This window comes from Arthrobacter sp. P1_H7, from assembly GCF_056405215.1.
Map to the genome: position 1 here is coordinate 71227 of NZ_JBFUCO010000016.1, position 20913 is coordinate 92139.

Consider the following 20913-nt stretch of genomic DNA (forward strand, 5'->3'; position numbering starts at 1 on the left):
AGCGTTCTGCGGGCAGGCTGAAAATGACCCTGAGAACCCCTCAAGTGAAAGCTAGGCTGGGAGGATGGAATACCAGATCCGCCAGGCCGCGGGTGGGGACGCTGATGCCGTAGTCCGGATGCACACCCGGGCCCATGAGGAATGCTACGGGCACCTTCTGTCCCCGGCGTTCTTCGATGCGCGCCGTGCCAGCATCCCGGAGCGCGTGGAAAAACGCCGACCTTATCGGGACAGCGCCGAGCCTCGAATCATCGCCGTGGACAAGGGCAATGAAATCGTCGGATTTGCCGACGCAGGTACGGGACGTGACGATGACCTACCCGGAGAGCTTGAGCTTTACTCCATCTACACACTGGGGCGCACCCATGGCACCGGGCTCGGGGAGGCCCTGCTGAGGGCCGCCCTCGGCGATTTACCCGCCTACCTGTGGGTGCTTGAGGCCAACCCCCGCGCTCAGGCCTTTTATGCCAAGAACGGTTTTCAGCCCGATGGGACACGAAAATTGCTTTCACCCGACTGGGAGGATCTACCTGAGACACGGATGGTCCGCTCCGACATTTCGCCGGCCACATCCACGCCGAGCCCGACAGAGTTTCGCCGGGCGTATTCGGGCCCCAGTCCGGCGATTCTCACGTCAGAAGCGAATGAATGTACCGCTGCGAAATCATCCATCGTGTATTCGTGCAGGAGGAGACGCTCAGTCTGCAATTCCATGGGTCCATCATGCCGGAGCCGGAGCCGGAGCCGGCGCATCGGCCTGGCGGACCCGAGGGTCAGAACCTGAGAATGTTCAGTTCCGCGGCCGGCTCGAAACCAAGCCGTGCATAAAAGTCGCGTGATTCGTCGGAGGGGGAAAGTACCATCCGTACGGCATTGATGCCTTGCGCGAACCGGATCGAGGCGTCCACGAGCCGGCCGCCGACTCCGGCGTTCCGAAACTCCGGAAGGACGTAGGCGTTGCCCAGATAGACCCACCGGGACGATTCCGTTCCCGGTTTGTGCGTCCGCAAACGCACCCCGTCCGTTAGAGTCGGACCAATGAAACGGGCTGTGATCCTCGGAGGCACTGGCGTTCTTGGCCGCGCGATTGCGTGGCGGCTGATCCGTGCCGGCTGGGCCGTGGACATGACGGGCCGGGACCGGACCAAGATGCCGGCTGACCTGGCTGCCGCCGGTGCCCGATTTATCGCCGCCGAACGTCGTGACGACGACGCCCTGGCCGGGGTGATGGCCGGTGGTGCCGATCTCCTCGTGGACGCGGTGTGTTACACGGAGGCCGACGCCCGGCAACTCCTGCCGCACCTGGCCGCGGTGACCTCCGCCGTCATGCTCTCGAGCAAGGCCGTGTACGTCGACGCCGCCGGCAACCACGTCAATTCCGATATACCGCCCCGCTTTGAGGCGCCCATCCTCGAGGGCAACCCGACCATGCGGCCGGGAGCAGGAGACTACGACTCCCGGGAAGGCTATGGCGCGAACAAGGTGGCCGCAGAGCACGCCCTCCTGGACAGCGGCCATCCGGTGACTGTGATCCGGGCTTCCAAAGTACATGGTGAGGGCGCGGCCCTGCCCCGGGAATGGATGTTCGTCAAACGGGTGCTCGACCGGCGCCCGGCCGTATTCCTGGCCCATGCGGGGCAGGGCGCGGACCACACGACGGCAGCGGTGAACACGGCGGCCCTCGTGGAACGGGTGGCCGCCGTGCCCGCGGCACGGATCCTCAACAGCGCCGATCCAGATGCGCCGAATGCCCGGCAGATCGCCGCAGCAATCGCCCGCCACCTGGGCCACCACTGGGAAGAGGTGCTGCTGGATGACACCGCACCCGCGGGCCTCGGCGACCACCCGTGGGATTTCCGGCCCCCGCTGGTACTCAGCACCAAGGCCTCCCGCGACCTGGCCTATGAGCCGGTTGGGACATACGCCCAGACCATCCCGCATCAGGTGGACTGGCTGGTGAAGGCGGCAGCGGCCGGAGCCATGCCGGGAACCGACGATCCGTCCCTCGGGCACTATCTCGACTACAGCCGTGAAGAACAGTTCACCGCTGGTTCCGCCCTGCGGACACGCCAACGACCCCTGTGAGGGGCTAACGGTGTGAGGGGCTAAGGGTTTGAGGGGACCACGGGTTTGTCGACGAGAATGGCGGCCTGCGGATGTTTTTCCATGGCCCTCGGTGAACGCACCAGCTGGGCGCGCATCGCAAAGCCTTGTTCGGTGAACCGGAGCGCCACCTCCTCGGGGGCGTGAAGTTCCGTGCGGAGCTGGACGTCGTGTCCGTAGGCGCGGTCAATCGTGCGGTGGCCGCTGCCGGCGTGGAAAGCGACCAGCGCCGACCCGCCAGGGCGGAGCGCCCTCCAGAACTCGCGCGCGATCGCCGGCAGCGCCGTCGGGGGAGAGCGGATGATCGAATACCAGGCGAGGACGCCGTCCGCGGCTGCGTCGGCCTGGGGCAGGTCCGCCAGCTCTCCGGCTTCGAACAACAGCCCGGGATGCAGTTGTTGCGCGACCCGGACCATTTCGGGCGACACGTCGACACCGCTGACGTTCAGCCCCGCCCGGCCGAGGTAACTGGTCATGCGTCCGGCACCGCATCCGACGTCGATCACCGTCCGGTCCGCCGTGGCGCGCAGGTGCGCGATGAAGTGGTCCATCATGGCCATATCCAGCGGGGCCTCGAAGCTGGTATCCGGGATCACCGCTGAATAGGTCTCGGCCACTGTGTCATACGCAGATCTGACGTCCATCAAATTTTCGTGGTTTGCCATCAACCGAGCCTAACGGCCATGGCCGGCGAACCCGTGGTGCCGAATTCTTACGTCATGCAACGGGTCCGTGACACGTTGTGTCGCTGCGCGACTGTGCGTTGCGGCCGGGCTTGGGAACCCGTGTCCGCGGTGGTTGATTGGGGCTACCAGCGCTCGAAAGGACCCGCCATGACGGAACAAACTGATCTCAGCCCGACGACACTCCGCCACATTCTCGGACACTTCGCCACCGGGCTGACGGTTATCACCGCAGCAACCCAGCACGGGCCGGCCGGTTTCACCTGCCAGTCCTTCGCCTCCCTGTCCCTGGAGCCGGCCCTGGTCACGTTCAGCCCCGCGCGGACGTCCAGCACCTGGCCGCTGCTGCGTGCGGCGGGCCGGTTTACCGTGAACATCCTGCCCGCTGAGCACCAGCACCTGGCGGGGCAGTTCGCGCGCTCGGGGACGGAGAAGTTCGCCGGCGTCGGCCACTCTCCTTCGCCGCTGGGCAACCCCGTTCTGGACCGGGCCCTGGCGTGGGTGGACTGCGAACTCCACCAGGAGTACGACGGCGGCGACCACACGATCGTCGTCGGCGCCGTCCGCGCCCTGGGCGCCCGCCCCGACGCTGAGCCCCTGCTCTTCTACAAGGGAAGTTACGTGGGCGTCCGGTCCTGCGCCGGCGCGCTGGAGAGCGTGGCATGACCGTGTCGACGCCGGAACCGGAGCCGGAGCCGCAACCGGAACCGGAACCTGGCAATGCGGAACAGCCGTGCCCGGCAACAGGCGCCCACTGGCTGGATGGGTGGGTCGTCTTCGGTCACACGTACCCGTAACGGCCGGCGCCGGATCCCCTCCGGCGTCGGCCGCGCCGCGCTGGCGTAAGATGGAAGCACCCGTAGACCCGGGCCGCGGGCGGTGCGAACCGCCGTCGGTACGGATCACGGCGACAGACCATATTCATACTGGAGGGGACCAGAGGCCCGCGGGCCAACACCATGACTGAAGCAGCGAACGGCAAGGCCCGGTTCAGCGCCCGAGAACGCACCGCAGGGGAATTTCCCCACTCCCTACCAGGGCTGCGGACGGAGGTGGTCTTGTTCGACGACTCAGAGCAGATGGTCCAGTCGCTGGGCAGCCATGACGAAGCCTTAAGGTTCATCGAAAACCAGTTCCCCGCCGTCGATTTCCATGTCCGGGGCAACGAGCTTGCGATCAGCGGTCCTGCCGCCGACGTGCCGCGCATCATGCGCCTGCTCAACGAGGTGCGCGGGCTGGTGGCCCGAGGCACTGTCATCACCCCGGCCGTCCTGCAGCAGCTCGTCTCCATGCTCCGCAGCCAGTCCCTGCAGAACCCCGTGGAAGTGCTGACCACCAACATCCTCTCCACCCGCGGGAAGACCATCCGGCCCAAGACGCTGAACCAGAAGAACTATGTGGACGCGATCGACGCGAACACGGTCATCTTCGGGATCGGCCCGGCCGGTACCGGCAAGACCTACCTGGCGATGGCCAAGGCCGTCCAGGCCCTGCAGCAGAAGGAAGTCAGCCGCATCATCCTGACCCGTCCTGCCGTCGAGGCGGGGGAGCGGCTCGGCTTCCTCCCGGGCACCCTGAGCGACAAGATCGACCCGTACCTGCGGCCGCTCTACGACGCCCTGCACGACATGATGGACCCCGAGTCCATTCCCCGCCTGATGGCCGCCGGCACCATCGAGGTCGCCCCGCTGGCCTACATGCGGGGCCGCACGCTCAACGATGCCTTCATCATCCTCGATGAGGCCCAGAACACCACGCCGGAACAGATGAAGATGTTCCTGACCCGTCTGGGCTTCGGCTCCAAGATGGTGGTCACCGGCGACATCACCCAGGTGGACCTTCCCTTCGGCACCCGCTCGGGGCTCAGGATTGTCGAGGAGATCCTGCAGGGGATCGAGGACGTCAACTTCTCGATCCTGGATGCTTCCGACGTCGTCCGGCACCGCCTCGTGGGGGATATCGTCAACGCGTACAGCATCTGGGACGAAGTCCAAAGGAACCGGGTCAAGCACTCCGTTGCCCGGGAAACGCGGGGAGAACACGCATGAGCATTGAGGTTAACAACGAATCCGGCGCCGTCGTGGACGAGTCCGAGCTCGTGGCGCTGTCGCGTTTCATCTTCGAAAGCCTCTACATCCACCCGCAGGCGGAGCTGTCCATCCTGCTGGTGGACGAACCGGCCATGGAAAAGCTGCACCTCGAACTGATGGACGAGCCGGGCTCCACCGACGTCCTCTCGGTCCCCATGGACGAGCTGACCCCGGGCACGCCGGACAAGCCGACGCCGCAGGGCATGCTCGGCGACATCGCCATCTGCCCCCAGGTGGCCGAGGTCCAGGCCCGCAACGCCGGCCACTCCACCCAGGACGAGATGCTGCTGCTGACCACGCACGGCATCCTGCACCTGCTGGGCTATGACCACGCCGAGCCGGAAGAGAAGGAAGAGATGTTCGGGCTGCAGCGCGAACTCCTGACCGCCTTCACCGGCAAAGCAGCCCCGTCCGAGACGGTTCAGTGACCCCACTGATCCTCGCCGGCATGGCGCTGGTGTTCCTTAGCTTTGCCGCAGTGCTCACCGCTGCCGAGTCCGCTTTCAACTTCCTGCCCCGGCACGACGCTGAACAGGCGGTCCTGAACAGCAGGGGCACCTCGCTCAAACGCATCCTGGCCCATCCCGTGGGGCACATGCGCGCCCTGCGGTTCTGGCGGGTCTGGTTCGAGATGGCCGCCGCCGTCGCCGTCACCGTCCTCCTCTACAGCATGCTGGACAACGTCTGGCTGGCCGGGCTGGCGGCCACCGGCATCATGGCGCTGGTCGGCTTCGTGATCGTCGGCGTGTCCCCGCGGCAGCTCGGCCGGGTCCATTCCGCCGCCTTGGTCCGGTTCAGCGCCCCGCTGGTCCGGTCCCTCTACGCCGTGCTCGGCCCGATCCCGGGCTGGCTGGTGCGGCTCGGCAGCGTCGTAGCGCCCGGCGCTCCGGCCGACAGCGAGGCGTTCTTCAGCGAGGAGGAATTCCGCGAACTCGTGGACCGGGCCACCGAGTCCGACGTGATCGAGGACAACGAAGCCGAGCTGATCCAGTCGGTCTTCGACTTCGGGGACACCCTGGTCCGCTCCGTCATGGTGCCGCGGACCGACATCCTCACGATCGACTCCGGATCCAGCCTGCACCGTGCGATGTCGCTGTTCCTGCGCTCCGGGTATTCGCGGATCCCGGTCATCGGCGAAAACACGGACCAGATCCTGGGCATTGTGTACTTGAAGGACGTTGCCGCCTCGCTCCACAACCTCGGCCCGGACGAGGTACCCCCGGTCGTGGACGAGGTGGCCCGCGAGGTCCGCTACGTGCCGGACTCGAAGCTCGTCAGTGACCTGCTGCGCGAACTCCAGAAAGAATCCACGCACGTTGCGATCGTCATTGACGAATACGGCGGAACTGCGGGGCTGGTCACGCTCGAGGACCTCATCGAGGAAATCGTCGGCGAAATCGTGGACGAATACGACACCGAAAGCGCCGAGGCCGTGGCCCTGGGGGATGGAAGCTACCGGGTCAGCGCCCGCATGAGCATCGATGACCTCGGCGAACTCTTCGACCTCGAGCTCGACGACGACGAAGTAGACACCGTGGGCGGCCTGCTCGCCAAGGCCCTCGGGCGGGTGCCGATTGTCGGCAGCACCGTCCAGGTCCACGGACTGTCCCTCCGCGCCGACAGGCTGGAGGGCCGGCGGAACCGCGTCAGCCACATCATTGCGGCCGCCGTGGCAAAAGAACAAACTGACCTTGAAGACCTTCTCGACGAGGCCGCACCAATCCAACAGGGAGTCTCACGTGAGCAAGCAGAATAAGTCCGACGGCGAAGCAGCCTACGGCGGCTACCGCGCCGGTTTCTCGGTGCTGGTCGGGCGGCCCAATGCGGGCAAGTCCACCCTCACCAACGCCCTGGTCGGCCAAAAAGTCGCGATCACCTCGGCCAAGCCCCAGACCACGCGCCACACAATCCGTGGCATCGTGCACCGCGACGACGCCCAGCTGATCCTCGTCGACACCCCGGGCCTGCACCGCCCGCGCACGCTGCTGGGGAAGCGGCTGAACGAACTGGTCGCCGACACCCTCGCCGAGGTCGACGCGATCGGCTTCTGCCTGCCGGCCAACGAGAAGATCGGCCCCGGGGACAAGTTCATTGCCGCCCAACTCGCCGCCATCCCCAACAAGCCCATCATCGCGATCGTGACCAAGGCCGACACCGTGGACCGCCAGGCCCTCACCGAGCAGCTGCTCGCCGTCGCCGCCCTGGGCCGCGAGGTCCTCGGCGAGGACGGCTGGAAGGACATCGTCCCGGTCTCCGCCACGGACGGATTCCAGGTCGACACCCTTGCCGACGTCCTGATCGGCCACATGCCGGCGTCGCCGCCGCTGTACCCGGACGGCCACCTGACGGACGAACCGGAAGCGGTAATGATCGCCGAACTCATCCGCGAAGCAGCCCTCGAAGGCGTCCGCGACGAATTGCCGCACTCCCTGGCCGTCGTCGTCGATGAGATCGTTCCGCGGGAAGGCCGTCCCGAAGACCGGCCGTTCCTGGACGTCCGCGTCAACCTGTACGTCGAGCGCCCCTCCCAGAAGGCCATCATCATCGGCAAGGGCGGCGCCCGGCTCCGCGAGGTCGGGACCAACGCGCGCAAGGCGATCGAGGCGCTGCTCGGTGCCCGCATCTACCTCGACCTGCACGTCAAGGTCGCCAAGGACTGGCAGCGCGACCCGAAGCAGCTCGTCAAACTGGGCTTCTGAGCCCGGCTGTTCCTAGGGCGTTATTTTGGCCGTTGGCCCTTCCCGCCGCTCCCAAGAGAGGGCCATCGGCGTTTTCTCAGATTCGGACTCTAAAATGGGCTGACTCCCCGTTCGTTTAGGAAGGCTCAACAAGTGGTTCGACCCCGTGACAACCGTGCCGACGGATCCGCCCCGCCGGCACGGTCAACCGCCGCTGCCCGGCACACGGCCGATCCCGCCGTTGGTCCGGCCCGCCACCTCGGCGCCGCCCGCCGGACCCCCACCTGGCTGAAAGTCTTCACGGGCGTGGTGGCCGTGCTCTTGGTTGGCGTGATCGCTTTCGGTGCCTACTGGGCCATCCGGCTCCAGGGCAACCTCACCAAGGCCCCGCTGAGCGCCGGCAGCACCAAGACCGAGGGTGCCGTGAACGATTCGACGGACCGGATGCAGATCCTGATCCTCGGCTCGGACACGCGCGACGGGAAGAACTCGCAGTACGGCACCAGCGATGACGCAACCGGCTACGGGCACTCGGATGTGATGATGCTGATGGACATCTCCGCGGACAACAAGCGGGTCAACGTGGTCAGCTTCCCCCGCGACCTTCTGGTCGACATCCCCAAATGCAAGGATCCGAAAACCAACAAGGAGTACCCGGCCCAGACCGGCGTCATGATCAACTCGGCAATGTCCGAGGCCGGCATCGGCTGCGCCGTGGACACCGTCAACAAGCTCACCGGCCTGGAAATCGACCACTTCATGATGGCCGACTTCAACGCCGTCAAGGAACTCTCCAACGCCGTCGGCGGCGTGTCAGTGTGTGTCAGCGACGCCGTCTACGACCCCGATTCGAAGCTGCGGCTGCCCAAGGGCACCTCCACCGTCCAGGGCGAGCAGGCATTGTCGTTCGTCCGCACCCGGCACGCCTTCGGCGACGGCGGCGACCTCGGCCGGATCAAGGCCCAGCAGGGCTTCCTGTCGGCCCTGACCCGGAAGATCAAGGACGACGGCACGCTCACCAACCCGGCCCGGATGCTCGGCATCGCGGACGCGATCACCAAGAACCTGACCATCGACGACGGCCTGGCCTCGGTGCCGACGCTGCTGACCGTGGGCAACCGGCTCAAGAACATCGACGTCGGCAAGGTAGCCTTCGTTGCCACGCCGACAGTCCCGGCCGAAGCGGACATTAACCGGCTGCAGCTGGCCGAGCCCGCGGCATCCCAGCTGTTCGCCGCCATGCGCAACGACGTGGACCTGACGGATCCTACCGCGAAGCCGAGCACTTCCCCGAGCGCCAGCGCCACGCCGACGCCGACTCCCAGCCCCACCGCACCGGCGTATGACAAGACGCTGCAGCCCGTCACCGTGGCCAACGGCTCGGGCGTTCCGGCCCGGACCCAGGAGATCATGCAAGCCATCAAGGCCGCCGGCTTCACCGAGGTGGGCCAGTTGACGGCTCCGTCCGTCGCCGCGACGGCGGTCTACTTCGGTGCGGACTCCGCTGACGTGGCCGCGGACGTCGCGGCCCTGCTCGGTGTGGCGCCGGACAGGGTGCTCCCGGCCGCCGGAGTAACCGGGGTCCAGGTCTACCTGGGCAGTGACTTCGCCAACGGGACGCCGACCGCCGCCGCTACTGCCCCGCAGCTGCCCAAGGACATCGTCAACCAGACCGCCGGCGACACCGTCTGCCAGCAGGCCAACCCCGAACTGATCACGCGCTAACCCCGCCCGCAAAAAAGGGTCCCCGTTCAGACTTCTCTGAACGGGGACCCTTTTTCTGGTCAGGGGTTTTGGTTTTCTGGTCAGGGGTTTTGGGCGACGGCCTGTGGACGTGTTGTTTCGGCGCCGCAGCCGTCACAGCAGGCCGGCTCCGTGGCCGCCGGGAGGCTGTCTGCCGCCGTATGGGGGACCGTGCAGCAGACGTCGCCGCGCCAGGCGTTGATGCCTTCGCGGATGGCGATCGCGGCGATGATCAGCGCCGCGCCGGCATCGGCCCACCACCAGCCAAGGGTGCTGTTCAGCACCAAACCCGCCAGCAGGACCGCCGACAGATACGTGCAGAGCAGGGTCTGTTTGGAATCAGCCACCGCCGTGCGTGATCCGAGTTCCCGGCCGGCCCGGCGCTGGAGCCAGGACAGGACCGGCATGATCACCAGGCTCAGTGCGGCAATCACGATGCCCGGGGTCGACTGCTGCGCCTGGCCGGCGCCGAGAATCGACCTGAGCGCATCGGCGGAGACAAAGGCGGCCAGTGCGAAGAATGAAACGGCGATCATCCGCAGGGTGAGGTGTTCGCGCCGCTCGGGGTCCTTGGTGGAAAACTGCCACGACAGCGCCAGCGCCGACGCGACCTCGATGATGGAATCCAGGCCAAAACCGATGAGCGCCGACGAGTCGGCCGTACCCCCGGCCCACAGGGCCGCAACGGCCTCGATGAGGTTATAGCTGATGGTGGCGGCCGCGAACAGGCGGATCCGGCGGCTGAGGACGGCACGCCGGACGGTGCCCGGCGACAGCTGGAGGGATGTCACGGCGTGCACGTCCCGTCGGGTGCGCAGCAGGCCGGGTCCACGGCGAGCACGACGCCCAGAAGATCCGTGAGGGCATGGCCGAGGCGCTGATCGGCGAGCTCATAGCGGGTCCTGCGCCCCTCCGGCACGGCAACGACCAGCCCGCATCCCCGCAGGCACGTCAGGTGGTTCGACATGCTCTGCCGGGATACCCCGAGAGAATCCGCCAGCTCAGAGGGATAGGACGGCGCAGCCGTGAGGGCAAGCAGGATCTCTGCCCGTGTCGGGTCTGACACGGCATAACCGAACCGTGCCAGCACCGGGGCATGCGTGAGCGTTTCCATCAAACGAAAGTACAGCTGACGATGTATTCACGCAAGCGTGTATACACATCCCTCCCGGCTGGGTCGGTGCCAGTGACCGGGAAGCTCCGGGGTCACCAGATGCTGACGCGCTCCTGCGGTGCCATCCACATGCCGTCCCGGTCCGTGACGCCGAATGCTGCATGGAAGGCGTCAAGGTTTTTGGCGATGGCGTTCGTGCGGAACTCGTTGGGGGAGTGCGGATCCGTGGCCAGCCGGCGGATGGCCTCTTCGGTCCGGATGACCTGCCGCCACCCCGCGGCCCAGGACGCGAAGAACCGCTGCACCCCGGTCATGCCGTCGAGCACGGGCGGTTGCTGCCCGGCGAGACTGATCAGGTAGGCCTTATAGCCGATGGTGAGGCCGCCCAGGTCGCCGATGTTCTCGCCCAGGGTCAGCTTGCCGTTGACGGTGTGGCCGGGGGCGGCCGTGGGGGAGAGGGCATCGAACTGCGCCACGAGCCGGGAGGCCAGAGCCTCGAAGGCGGTGCGGTCGTCCTCGGTCCACCAGTTGCGCAGCAGGCCGCTGCCGTCGTACTGCGAGCCCTGGTCATCGAAGCCGTGGCCGATTTCATGGCCGATCACGGCACCGATGCCGCCGTAGTTGACGGCGTCATCGGCGTCGGCGGTGAAGAACGGGGGCTGCAGCATGGCTGCGGGAAACACGATCTCGTTCAGGAGCGGATGGTAGTAGGCGTTGACCGTCTGCGGCGTCATCAGCCACTTCTCGCGGTCCACGGGCTTTCCGACCTCGTCGAGGTGGCGGTCGACGTCGGCGCTGTGCGCACGCTCCACGTTCCCGAGCAGATCGGCGGGGTCGACCTCCACGGCGGAGTAGTCAATCCACTTGTCCGGGAAGCCGATCTTGGCGCGGAATGAGTCCAGCTTCTTCAGGGCCTCGAGCTTGGTTGCCTCGCCCATCCAGGCCAGCCCGGTGATGGACTCCCGGTACGCCTCGATCAGGTTGGCCACGAGGGTCTGCATGCGCGCCTTGTGACCCTCCGGGAAATGTTCGGCCACGTAGATCTGGCCGACCGCCTCCCCGAGGGCCGCCTCGACCACCGCGACGCCGCGCTTCCAGCGGTCCTTGATCCGCGGCGTACCGCTCAGGGTGGTGCCATAGAACGCGAAGTTCGCGTCCACGAACTCGGAAGACAGGTACGGGGCGGCCGCGCTGACCACCCGCATGGCGAGCCATTCCTGCCAGGTCGCCAGCGGTTCGGAGTCCAGCAACGAGGCCGCGCCGGAGAAGAAATCCGGGGTGCTCACCACCAGCTCGGCACGCTTTTCCGGCCCGATGCCGGCCGCGTCGAACCAGTCGGCCAGCAGGGGGAATAGCTCCGCCGCTTCCCCGGCGGACTTCAAGTTGTACGTCTTTTGCGGATTCCGCAATGTCACGTTGTCCCAGTGGTGCGAGGCCAGTGCAGTTTCCAGCGCCACCACGCGCCCGGCCGCCCCCTCGGGATCGGCCACGTCCGCGAGGCCGAGCATGGCCCCCACATGTGCACGGTAGGCCTGGACCATCGGGGCGAACTTCGCCTCCCGGTAGTAGGACTCATCGGGCAGGCCCAGGCCGCCCTGGCCGGTGTAGAGCAGGACCCGGTCCGGGTTTCCGGCATCCGGGGCGGGGTAAATGTAGAAAAGGCCGGAGACATCGGCGCGGAACAGCCGCCCGGCCAGCGCCACGAGACCGGGCACCGACGTCGTCGCGAACACCTCCGCCAGCCGCGCGCGGAGCGGGTCCAGGCCCTTGGCCTCCACCGCCGCTTCGTCCATGAAGCTGTTGTACAGGTCCCCGATCTTGCGCTCGATGCCGGTAGCCTCCGCGCCGCGTGCGGCGGCCTGCTCGATGATCTGCTTCACCGCGAGCTCCGACGCGTCGCGCAGGGCGGTAAACGTGCCTTCCAGCGGCCGGTCGTCCGGGATGACCGTGCTGTTGAGCCAGCCGCCATTCACATGCTGGTACAGGTCATCCTGCGGGCGGACGCTGGCGTCGATGGTGGACAGATCGATCCCCGAAAGTGGCACGGATGCTCCTTTGAGAGGCAGTCCGGCCCGGAGCGTTTGCCGGCGCACGGTCTGCATGGTGGACGTTACGGTGGTCTGGCTCCTTCATCTTACGCACCCGTGTTACTGTGAAAAGGTGCGCGCAGAACTGCTCCTTCTTAGCTGCCGCGGCGAGGCCTCAGACGCGATCTAGCGCAAGGCCCACCCTCGCTGCGGAGTTTGTGTTGCCCGGCCACCCTTTCACCAAGAATCACAGAAAAGGCCCCGATTGTAATGCGAAACGCACAGAAGCCCTCAGGAATGCCGGTCCACCGTTACATCCCGTTCCAGGACCAGATCACCGTTGAACTGCCGGACCGCACCTGGCCGGACAAGGTCATCACCAAGGCCCCGCGCTGGTGCGCCGTGGACCTGCGCGACGGCAACCAGGCCCTCATTGATCCCATGAGCCCGGCCCGCAAGCTGAAGATGTTCGACCTGCTGGTCCGGATGGGCTACAAGGAGATCGAGGTCGGGTTCCCCTCGGCATCGCAGACCGACTTCGACTTCGTCCGGCAGCTGATCGAGGGCAACCACATCCCCGACGACGTCACGATCCAGGTGCTGACCCAGGCCCGCGAGCACCTGATCGAGCGGACTTATGAGTCCCTGGTCGGGGCGAAGCAGGCGATCGTCCACCTCTACAACTCCACGTCCGTCCTGCAGCGCCGGGTGGTCTTCAACCAGGACGAAGACGGCATCCTGGACATCGCCCTGCAGGGTGCACGGCTGTGCAAGAAGTACGAGGAAACCCTCACCGATACGCACATCACCTACGAATACTCGCCCGAGTCCTTCACCGGCACCGAGCTGGAGTACGCGATCCGGGTCTGCAACGCGATCGCCGACGTCTTCGAGGCCTCGGCGGACCGGCAGGTCATCATCAACCTGCCCGCCACGGTGGAAATGGCCACCCCCAATGTCTATGCCGACTCCATCGAGTGGATGAGCCGGAACCTGCACCCGCGCGAAGGCATCATCCTGTCCCTGCACCCGCACAACGATCGCGGCACCGGCGTCGCCGCCGCCGAGCTGGGCTACCTGGCCGGCGCAGACCGGATCGAGGGCTGCCTCTTCGGCAACGGCGAGCGGACCGGCAACGTGGACCTGGTGACGCTGGGCCTGAACATGTTCGTCCAGGGCATCGACCCGATGATCGATTTCTCCGACATCGACGAAATCCGCCGCACGGTGGAGTACTGCAACCAGCTGCCCGTGGCCGAGCGGTCCCCGTATGGCGGAGACCTCGTCTTCACGGCGTTCTCCGGCTCGCACCAGGACGCGATCAAGAAGGGCCTGGAGGCCCTCGAAAAGGACGCGGCCGCGGCGGGCAAGGACGTGGCCGACTACACCTGGCAGGTCCCCTACCTGCCGGTGGACCCGAAGGACCTTGGCCGCAGCTACGAGGCGGTCATCCGGGTCAACTCGCAGTCCGGCAAGGGCGGCGTCGCGTACCTGCTCAAGAACGAGCACAGCCTGGACCTGCCGCGCCGCGCCCAGATCGAGTTCTCCGGCGTCATCCAGAAGCGGACCGACACGGTCGGCGGAGAAGTCAGCGGACCCCAGCTGTGGCAGGTCTTCCAGGACGAGTACCTGCCCTCGGGCTCTGCCGACACGCAGTGGGGCCGCTACGCCCTCGGCTCGATCAGCACCGAGACGGACGAAGACGGCGACATGACCCTGACCGCCGCCCTGAAGATCGACGGGACCCAGGTCCGCCGGACCGGGACCGGCAACGGCCCGATCGCGGCCCTGCTGAGCATCCTGCGGGAGGACGGCGTGGACGTCCGGGTCCTGGACTACAGCGAACACGCACTCTCCGAGGGCGGCAGCGCCCTGGCAGCCGCGTATGTCGAATGCGCCGTGGGCGAGCGCGTGCTCTGGGGCGTGGGGATTGACGCCAACACGAGCACGTCCGCCCTCAAGGCAGTCATCTCGGCCGTGAACCGCGCCATCCGGGACGCCCGCGCCTGACCCGACCCTGCCTGATCCGTCCGCGGACGGGCGGGCACTGTTGAACCAACACATACTGCGCCGCCGGAACACTCCGGCGGCGCAGTATTTTGCCAACGCGTTTCACCTCGGCGGTGCTGCCCATGCCGTGATTCCGCAAAGACAGTGCGAAGATTAACTGTGGTCCAACAATCCTTCGCAGCGCGCGCCTACCGTGATGACGCCGTCGTACTGCGCACCCACAAGCTGGGCGAGGCCGACCGGATCATTACCCTGCTGACCAAGCACCACGGCCAGGTGCGGGCGGTGGCCAAGGGCGTCCGGCGCACCAGCAGCCGGTTCGGCGCCAGGCTGGAACCGTTCATGGTGGCCGATCTCCAGCTGATTTCCGGACGCACCCTGGACGTCGTCACGCAGGCCGTGGCCAAGGGCGCCTACGGCGGAAACATCGCCGCGGACTATGGCCGGTACACGGTGGCGGCCGCCATGACCGAGACAGCGGAGAAGCTCACGGACGTCGACGGCGAAGCCGGAACCGCCCAATACAACCTCCTGGTGGGTGCCCTCGCGTCCCTGAGCCGGGGCGACCACGCCCCCGAACTCATCCTGGATTCCTACCTGCTCCGCGCCCTCGCGACCGGCGGCTGGGCGCCCAGCTTCACCGACTGCGCCCGGTGCGGTGCACCCGGGCCGCACACCGCCTTTTCCGCGCCGCTTGGCGGCATGGTCTGCCACGGGTGCCGGCCGCCGGGATCGCCCGCGCCGGCCCCGGAGACAGTGCTCCTGATGGGTGCCCTGCTCACCGGGAACTGGACGACGGCGGACGCCTCCGCGTCCGTCCACCGCCGGGAAGCGGCCGGGCTGGTGGCCAGCTACCTCCAGTGGCACCTGGAACGAGTCCTGAAATCCCTCAAACATGTGGAGCGAACGTAAAAGTGGCATTGGGAAGAAGCTTGGGAAAGAACCTGGAGAAGAGCCAGGCGAAACAGGCCAACGGCCGGCGGCGGACCACCCCCGTGGTGGCTCCGTATCCGCACCCGTCCGGCGCTGTTCCGCCCGCGATTCCGGCGGAGTTCATCCCGAGGCATGTGGCGATCGTCATGGACGGCAACGGGCGCTGGGCGAACCAGCGCGGCCTGCCGCGGATCGAGGGCCACAAGGCGGGGGAGCCTGCGCTGCTGGACGTCATGGCCGGCGCGATCGAGCTGGGGATCGAGCACGTGAGCGTGTACGCCTTCTCCACCGAGAACTGGCGGCGGTCCCCCGAGGAGGTGCGCTTCCTGATGGGCTTCAACAAGGACGTGCTGCGCCGGCAGCGGAACCAGCTCGACGACTGGGGAGTTCGCATCCGCTGGTCCGGGAGGCGTCCGAAACTGTGGGGCTCGGTGATCCGCGAGCTCGAAGAGGCCGAGGACTACACCCGCGGCAACAGCACCTGCACCCTGAACATGTGCGTCAACTATGGCGGACGCGCCGAGATCGCCGACGCCGTCGCCGCGATCGCCGAGGAAGTGGCGCAGGGCCGGCTCAAGCCGGGCGCCATCACCGAGCGGACCATCCAGAAGTTCCTGGACGAGCCCGACCTGCCCGACGTTGACCTGTTCCTGCGCAGCTCGGGGGAGCAGCGGATGTCCAATTTCATGCTGTGGCAGTCGGCCTACGCCGAGTTCGTGTTCCTGGATACCCTGTGGCCGGACGTGGACCGCCGGACCCTGTGGGACGCCGTCGAGATCTACGCACAGCGGGACCGCCGCTACGGAGGAGCCATCGATGCCGCTCCCGCCGCGGGCGGCCAGGTCAGCTGAGGCGCGTCAATCGTAGACGTATGCCCTGATCCACCGGGACAGCCGGGCATAGGCGTCCGCGCGGACCCGCGGGGCGGAGAGGAAGACGTCATGCAGGGCGCCGTCAATCCGCTCCAGCGTCACGGTGCGGCCCAGGCTGAGCGCGCGGAGGGCGATCGTGTTCACATCTAGGACCGCGTCCGTGCGGCGCATGGACTCCTTCCAGAACATCCCGTTGGCGCTGGCTCCCGAGATGAGCACCAGGATGGGTACATCGATGTTCAGGCCACGGGCGACCCTGGACTGTCCGGCGAGCACGGCGCTGAGCCAGCCGGCGCGGACCGGAAAGGCGTGCGGCGGGCGGTAGGTATCGTCCAGGGCCCATTCGCCCTCCGCGGCGCTGCTGATGCTGCGCCAGTAGAAGGCCCGCTCGGGCAGCCGGATCACTGATTCGGGCCAGAACCGGGCGAACGGCTCCACCATGGTCCGCGCGGCCCGGCGCAGGGCGGGGCTGCCGTGGACTTCCAGCCAAGGGCTGTCCAGGACCAGCTGTGACACTACCCCCGGATGCCGGTCGGCCCACAGCGCAGCGATCAGGCCGCCGGTGGAGTGTCCCATCAGCGTCACCTGCGGCGCCGCGCCGGCTGGCCGGAGCGAGCCGATGATCCCGATCGCTGCGGTGATTTCGGCGTCGTAGTTGTCCAGGTCCGCGACGTAGCCGCCGTGGGTGCCCGGGCGCAGGCTGCGGCCATGGTTGTGCATGTCGAGGGCGAAAAACTCAAACCCCTGCCCCGCCCAGAATTCCGCGAGCTCCTCATTGAAGAAATAGTCACTCCAGCCGTGCAGGAACAGCACGGCCCGGGCCGGAAGTCCCGATGGTGCCGGCGGGAGCGGGGTATGGCGGACCAGGGTGGCAGTGCGCAGCACACCGTCGGGGCCGGCGGCCTCGAAGGCGCACGCCTGGAAGTCATCCCCCAGAATGTCGGTCCGCCACTGCATCGACTTTCCTCCTGCGCTGCTGACTTGGTGCTTGCTGCGTGCCGGCTATGCCGCGGACGCCGCGGCGCGGCCCGCCGAACGTCCGGAGAAGAGACACCCGCCCAGGAACGTCCCCTCGAGTGCCCGGTAGCCGTGGATTCCGCCGCCGCCAAACCCTGCGGCCTCACCGGCCGCGAACAGCCCGGGCACGGGCTGCCCGACGGCATCCAGGACCCGCGACTGCAGATCCGTCTGCGCACCGCCAAGGCTCTTGCGCGTCAGGACCGAGAGCCGGACGGCAAGCAGCGGACCGTGCCGCGGATCCAGCAGCCGGTGCGGCGGCGCCACCCGCATGATCTTGTCGGTAGCGAAACGCCGCGCTGCCCGGATCGCCGCCAACTGCGGATCCTTGCCCATCCCGCTGGAAAACTGCCGGTCCCGGTCGCGGATCAGCTGCTCCAGGGCCGCGGGGTCGATGAGCTGCACCCCCGTCAACTCGTTCATCCGGCCGGCCAGCCCGGCGGGGTCCCGTGCCTGCAGAAAGTCGACCCCGCGGTCCAGGAACCGCTGCAGCGGCGTGTCGCTGCCGGGCTTCAGCCGTGAGACCAGCCGCCGGACATCCTTGTCCGTGAGATCCGGGTTCTGCTCGGATCCGGACAGCGCGAACTCCTTCAGGGCGATGCTGCGGTTCAGGACGAACCATGAATGGGCATGTCCCGTGGCCAGGATGTGGCGGAGGGCGCCGAGGGAATCGAAGCCCGGAAACAGGGGAGGCGGGAGCATCCGCCCCGTCGCGTCCAGCCACAGGGCCGACGGTCCGGGCAGGATCCGGATGCCGTGCCGCGGCCAGACCGGGGCATGGTTGTGGATGCCCTCCGGGTAATGCCACATCCGGTCCCCGTTGATGAGGTGTCCGCCGGCGCGGCCCACGGCGGGGAGGAAATCCCCGTCCACGGATGCCGGCACGCCACTCAACATCCGCTCCGGCGCCGCGCCGCCCGGCCACTGCTTGCGGACCATATCGTGGTTGCCGCCGATCCCGCCGCTTGTCACCACCACGGCCGCGGCCGCAGCCTCGAAACTTCCGGCCACACGCCGTGAAGAGCTTTCGCCCCGGCCCGCGCCGCTGGCCTCGAGCAGTTCGCCGCGCACGCCGCTGACCCGGCCCGCGGTTTTCACGAGCCCAGTGGCGCGGTGGCGGAAATGGAAGGACACGCGGCCGGCAGCTTCGCCTTCGCGCAGTTTGGCAAGGAAGGGGGCCACCAGCGCAGGTCCCGTGCCCCACGCGACATGGAAGCGCGGGACAGTATTGCCGTGGCCGTCCGGACCGTAGCCGCCGCGTTCGGCCCACTGCACCAGCGGAAACAGCCCGACGCCCAGCGAGGCGAGCCAGGCACGCTTCTCCCCGGCGGCAAAGTTCACGTACGCCGCCGCCCACTCCTTCGCCAGGGCGTCCTCCGGCCGGTCAAATCCCGCGGACGCATGCCAGTCGGCGAGGGCCAGCTCTTCGCTGTCCCGGACCCCGAGCCGCCGCTGTTCCGGGGTGTTGACCAGGAAAAGGCCGCCGAAGGACCAGTGCGCCTGGCCGCCGACGGAGGCCTCGGGTTCCTGATCGAGCACCGCCACCCGGCGGCCGGCGGCATAGGCCTGGGCCGCGGCCACGAGCCCGGCCAGGCCGGCGCCGACCACTACGACGTCGGCCTCGATCCCGCGCCCTGATGCCCCATGGCCGCCCGTTCCGACACCCTCATTGCTGGTCATGGCTTCATGCTAACTCGCCCCGGTGCCCTTCGGCCGCCGGGGCCGGGCGTGCGGCGTTGCAGTCACAACGGCAGTCACAACGGGCAGTCACAACCGTGCCGGCGCGTGCACTGGTTTGGTCTGCGCGGCCCGAACCGGAAAACTAGAGGCATGCGCGTATATCCCACATTCTTCCGGCTGGCCTTCTCATGGATGGACGCCGAACGCGCCCATAAGATCGGGTTCAAGGCCATCCGCCTCGCCCACAGCTGCGGTGCCGGGCGGTTGCTGCAGAAGTTCACCGCCCCGGCGGCGTCGCTGCAGACCCAGGCGTTCGGCCTGACCTTCCCGTCGCCGTTCGGCCTGGCGGCCGGTTTCGACAAGGAAGGCCTCGGCATCGAGGCGCTGGCCGAGCTCGGCTTCGGCCATGTTGAGGTCGGCACCATCACCGGCCAGGCCCAGCCCGGGAACCCGGCGCCGCGGCTGTTCCGCCTCGTGGAGGACAAAGCCGTCATCAACCGCATGGGGTTCAACAACGACGGCGCCGCGGCGGTGGCCCCGCGCCTCAAGTCCGCCCGCGCCGCCCTGCAGCGCCAGCACCCCGGCGTCCGGCCCGTGATCGGGGTGAACATCGGCAAGAGCAAGGTGGTTGGGCTCGAGGACGCGGTGTCCGATTACCTGATCAGCGCGCGCAGCCTGGCCCCCGCAGCGGATTATCTCGTGGTGAACGTCAGCTCGCCCAACACCCCCGGGCTTCGGTTGCTGCAGGACGTGGAGACCCTGCGCCCGCTGCTGAGCGCAGTGGGGGAGGAGGCGGACAAGGCCGCCGGCCGCCACGTTCCCCTCCTGGTCAAGATCGCGCCCGACCTCAGCGACGAGGACATCGACGACGTCGCGCGGCTGGCGCTCGACCTGAAGCTGGACGGCATCATCGCCACCAATACCACGATCGCCCGCACCGGGCTCGCCTCCAGCCCCGACAAGGTCGAGGCGTGCGGGGCAGGAGGTCTATCCGGGGCACCCCTGAAGGAGCGGTCCCTGGAGGTCCTTACCCGGCTCAAAGCCGTCACCGGCGGAGCACTGACCCTGGTCTCGGTGGGCGGCGTCGAAACGGCACAGGATGTGCAGGCACGGCTGGACGCCGGCGCCACCCTCGTCCAGGGCTACACGGCGTTCCTTTATGAGGGCCCCTTCTGGGCCGCCCGCATCAACCGGCTGCTGGCCACCCACCCGAGCCGGCGCTAAAGCTCACGGGGTACTCGGGCCCGGACCTTTCGCTGCAACCAAGAAGCCCCCGGCAGGTGACTGCCGGGGGCTTCTCGGTTGAAAAATAGTGGAAGGGAATGTTAAGCGGGGAACTCGCCGCGCCGGACCTGGGGCTTGGGCAGGCGCAGGCGGCGGAACTGCAGGGAGCGCATGGAGCCGTACCAGACGGTGCCGCGCTCGACGTCGCCGAACTTTTCGCCGAGCCGCTTCTTGAGCTTGCGGGAGAGGATGAAGACGTCCACAAAGACCGCGAGGAACATGACCCAGAAGGCGCCCAGGACGTAGACCATCTGTGCACTGGAGGCCGGCACGAGCAGGGAGATGATGACAAACAGCAGGGCCCCGAACATGAGGAACTCGCCAAGGCTGAAGCGGGCATCGACGAAATCGCGGGCGAACCGCTTCTGCGGACCCTTGTCCCTCAGCGGCAGGAACTTCTCATCACCGGTGTCCATGGCCTGCCGCATCTTGAGCCGCTGCTCCGTTACGGCGGCGCGCTCGGCAGCCTTGGAAGCCTTGCGGTCCTCCGGCACGAGGGGCCGCTTGCGGGCCGCCTCCTGGGCGCTGCGCTTGGGCGTGGGTGCGCCCTTGCCGGTCACGGCGCTACGGGCTGCTGCCTCGGATGCCTGCTGGTCAACTACGTCCTGCGCCGATGGCGCTTCCTTTTTACGTCCAAACACCCCTAAAGAATACCCCGCAGACACAGGCCCGAGACCCA

20 protein-coding genes are annotated in these 20913 nt (G+C 67.5%); 12 read left to right on the forward strand and 8 right to left on the reverse strand.

The window, feature by feature from the left end; genetic code table 11:
• Positions 1-64: 64 nt before the first annotated feature.
• Positions 65-784 carry an N-acetyltransferase family protein gene (locus AC1DXI_RS15650; RefSeq protein WP_476939381.1) on the forward strand — a complete coding sequence of 240 codons (720 nt, stop codon included), beginning with the start codon at positions 65-67 and terminating at the stop codon, positions 782-784.
• Here the strand turns inward: AC1DXI_RS15650 and AC1DXI_RS15655 are convergent.
• Positions 774-1010: a GNAT family N-acetyltransferase gene (locus AC1DXI_RS15655; protein ID WP_476939382.1), complete on the reverse strand. Its 237-nt coding sequence runs from the start codon at positions 1008-1010 to the stop codon at positions 774-776. The two genes, AC1DXI_RS15650 and AC1DXI_RS15655, sit on opposite strands and share 11 nt — an antisense overlap.
• A 28-nt stretch (positions 1011-1038) precedes the next feature.
• Between AC1DXI_RS15655 and AC1DXI_RS15660 the strand changes: the two genes are divergently transcribed.
• A complete protein-coding gene (locus AC1DXI_RS15660) occupies positions 1039-2085 on the forward strand; it encodes an NAD-dependent epimerase/dehydratase family protein (RefSeq protein WP_476939383.1) in 1047 nt (348 codons plus the stop codon).
• Positions 2086-2105: 20 nt separating this feature from the next.
• On the opposite strand, the gene AC1DXI_RS15665 is transcribed toward AC1DXI_RS15660, so the two are convergent.
• On the reverse strand, positions 2106-2747 hold the full coding sequence (locus tag AC1DXI_RS15665; protein WP_476939384.1) for a class I SAM-dependent DNA methyltransferase: 642 nt from the start codon (positions 2745-2747) through the stop codon (positions 2106-2108).
• 189 nt (positions 2748-2936) lie between these two features.
• Here AC1DXI_RS15665 and AC1DXI_RS15670 point away from each other — a divergent pair, with 189 nt between their 5' ends.
• The 6 genes from AC1DXI_RS15670 to AC1DXI_RS15695 all read left to right on the forward strand — a co-directional run bounded on the left by AC1DXI_RS15670 (position 2937) and on the right by AC1DXI_RS15695 (position 9279).
• Entirely contained in the window at positions 2937-3452 is a 516-nt protein-coding gene (locus AC1DXI_RS15670; protein ID WP_476939385.1) for a flavin reductase family protein, read from the forward strand.
• Between the two features lie 293 nt (positions 3453-3745).
• The gene (locus AC1DXI_RS15675; protein ID WP_018773096.1) at positions 3746-4834 is read left to right on the forward strand and encodes a PhoH family protein; all 1089 of its coding nucleotides are present in this window, start codon (positions 3746-3748) and stop codon (positions 4832-4834) included.
• Positions 4831-5304, forward strand: coding sequence for an rRNA maturation RNase YbeY (gene ybeY, locus AC1DXI_RS15680; RefSeq protein WP_476939386.1), 474 nt, complete (start codon positions 4831-4833; stop codon positions 5302-5304). Before AC1DXI_RS15675 ends, ybeY begins: the two co-directional genes overlap by 4 nt.
• Positions 5301-6632, forward strand: a complete 1332-nt coding sequence (locus tag AC1DXI_RS15685) for a hemolysin family protein (RefSeq protein WP_476939387.1) — start codon at positions 5301-5303, stop codon at positions 6630-6632. The genes ybeY and AC1DXI_RS15685 overlap by 4 nt, the downstream gene beginning before the upstream one ends.
• Positions 6616-7575 carry a GTPase Era gene (gene era / locus AC1DXI_RS15690; RefSeq protein WP_476939388.1) on the forward strand — a complete coding sequence of 320 codons (960 nt, stop codon included), beginning with the start codon at positions 6616-6618 and terminating at the stop codon, positions 7573-7575. Before AC1DXI_RS15685 ends, era begins: the two co-directional genes overlap by 17 nt.
• Positions 7576-7707: 132 nt before the next feature.
• A complete protein-coding gene (locus AC1DXI_RS15695; protein WP_476939389.1) occupies positions 7708-9279 on the forward strand; it encodes an LCP family protein in 1572 nt (523 codons plus the stop codon).
• An 80-nt stretch (positions 9280-9359) separates the two neighbouring features.
• Here the strand turns inward: AC1DXI_RS15695 and AC1DXI_RS15700 are convergent, their stop codons facing one another.
• From AC1DXI_RS15700 to AC1DXI_RS15710, 3 genes are all read right to left on the reverse strand, one after another.
• Positions 9360-10088 (reverse strand): cation efflux transmembrane domain-containing protein, encoded by a 729-nt coding sequence (locus AC1DXI_RS15700; RefSeq protein ID WP_476939390.1) that lies wholly within the window; start codon positions 10086-10088, stop codon positions 9360-9362.
• Complete coding sequence (locus AC1DXI_RS15705; protein ID WP_476939391.1) at positions 10085-10411, reverse strand: ArsR/SmtB family transcription factor; 327 nt, start codon at positions 10409-10411, stop codon at positions 10085-10087. Before AC1DXI_RS15705 ends, AC1DXI_RS15700 begins: the two co-directional genes overlap by 4 nt.
• Before the next feature lie 92 nt (positions 10412-10503).
• Positions 10504-12456 (reverse strand): M13 family metallopeptidase, encoded by a 1953-nt coding sequence (locus AC1DXI_RS15710; protein WP_476939392.1) that lies wholly within the window; start codon positions 12454-12456, stop codon positions 10504-10506.
• Between the two features lie 252 nt (positions 12457-12708).
• Here AC1DXI_RS15710 and leuA point away from each other — a divergent pair, with 252 nt between their 5' ends.
• The 3 genes from leuA (at position 12709) to AC1DXI_RS15725 (ending at position 16232) form a co-directional block, all read left to right on the forward strand.
• Complete coding sequence (gene leuA, locus AC1DXI_RS15715; protein ID WP_476939393.1) at positions 12709-14448, forward strand: 2-isopropylmalate synthase; 1740 nt, start codon at positions 12709-12711, stop codon at positions 14446-14448.
• 159 nt (positions 14449-14607) lie between these two features.
• A complete protein-coding gene (recO, locus tag AC1DXI_RS15720) occupies positions 14608-15360 on the forward strand; it encodes a DNA repair protein RecO (protein ID WP_079554635.1) in 753 nt (250 codons plus the stop codon).
• Between the two features lie 20 nt (positions 15361-15380).
• Positions 15381-16232 carry an isoprenyl transferase gene (locus tag AC1DXI_RS15725; RefSeq protein ID WP_476939394.1) on the forward strand — a complete coding sequence of 284 codons (852 nt, stop codon included), beginning with the start codon at positions 15381-15383 and terminating at the stop codon, positions 16230-16232.
• A gap of 6 nt (positions 16233-16238) precedes the next feature.
• Here AC1DXI_RS15725 and AC1DXI_RS15730 read toward each other — a convergent pair whose 3' ends face one another.
• Positions 16239-17210, reverse strand: a complete 972-nt coding sequence (locus AC1DXI_RS15730) for an alpha/beta hydrolase (protein ID WP_476939395.1) — start codon at positions 17208-17210, stop codon at positions 16239-16241.
• Positions 17211-17255: 45 nt separating this feature from the next.
• A complete protein-coding gene (locus AC1DXI_RS15735; protein WP_476939396.1) occupies positions 17256-18950 on the reverse strand; it encodes an FAD-binding dehydrogenase in 1695 nt (564 codons plus the stop codon).
• Between the two features lie 150 nt (positions 18951-19100).
• Here AC1DXI_RS15735 and AC1DXI_RS15740 point away from each other — a divergent pair, with 150 nt between their 5' ends.
• On the forward strand, positions 19101-20174 hold the full coding sequence (locus AC1DXI_RS15740; protein WP_476939397.1) for a quinone-dependent dihydroorotate dehydrogenase: 1074 nt from the start codon (positions 19101-19103) through the stop codon (positions 20172-20174).
• Between the two features lie 101 nt (positions 20175-20275).
• On the opposite strand, the gene AC1DXI_RS15745 is transcribed toward AC1DXI_RS15740, so the two are convergent.
• Positions 20276-20875 (reverse strand): DUF3043 domain-containing protein, encoded by a 600-nt coding sequence (locus tag AC1DXI_RS15745; RefSeq protein ID WP_223917351.1) that lies wholly within the window; start codon positions 20873-20875, stop codon positions 20276-20278.
• Between the last annotated feature and the right edge of the window lie 38 nt (positions 20876-20913).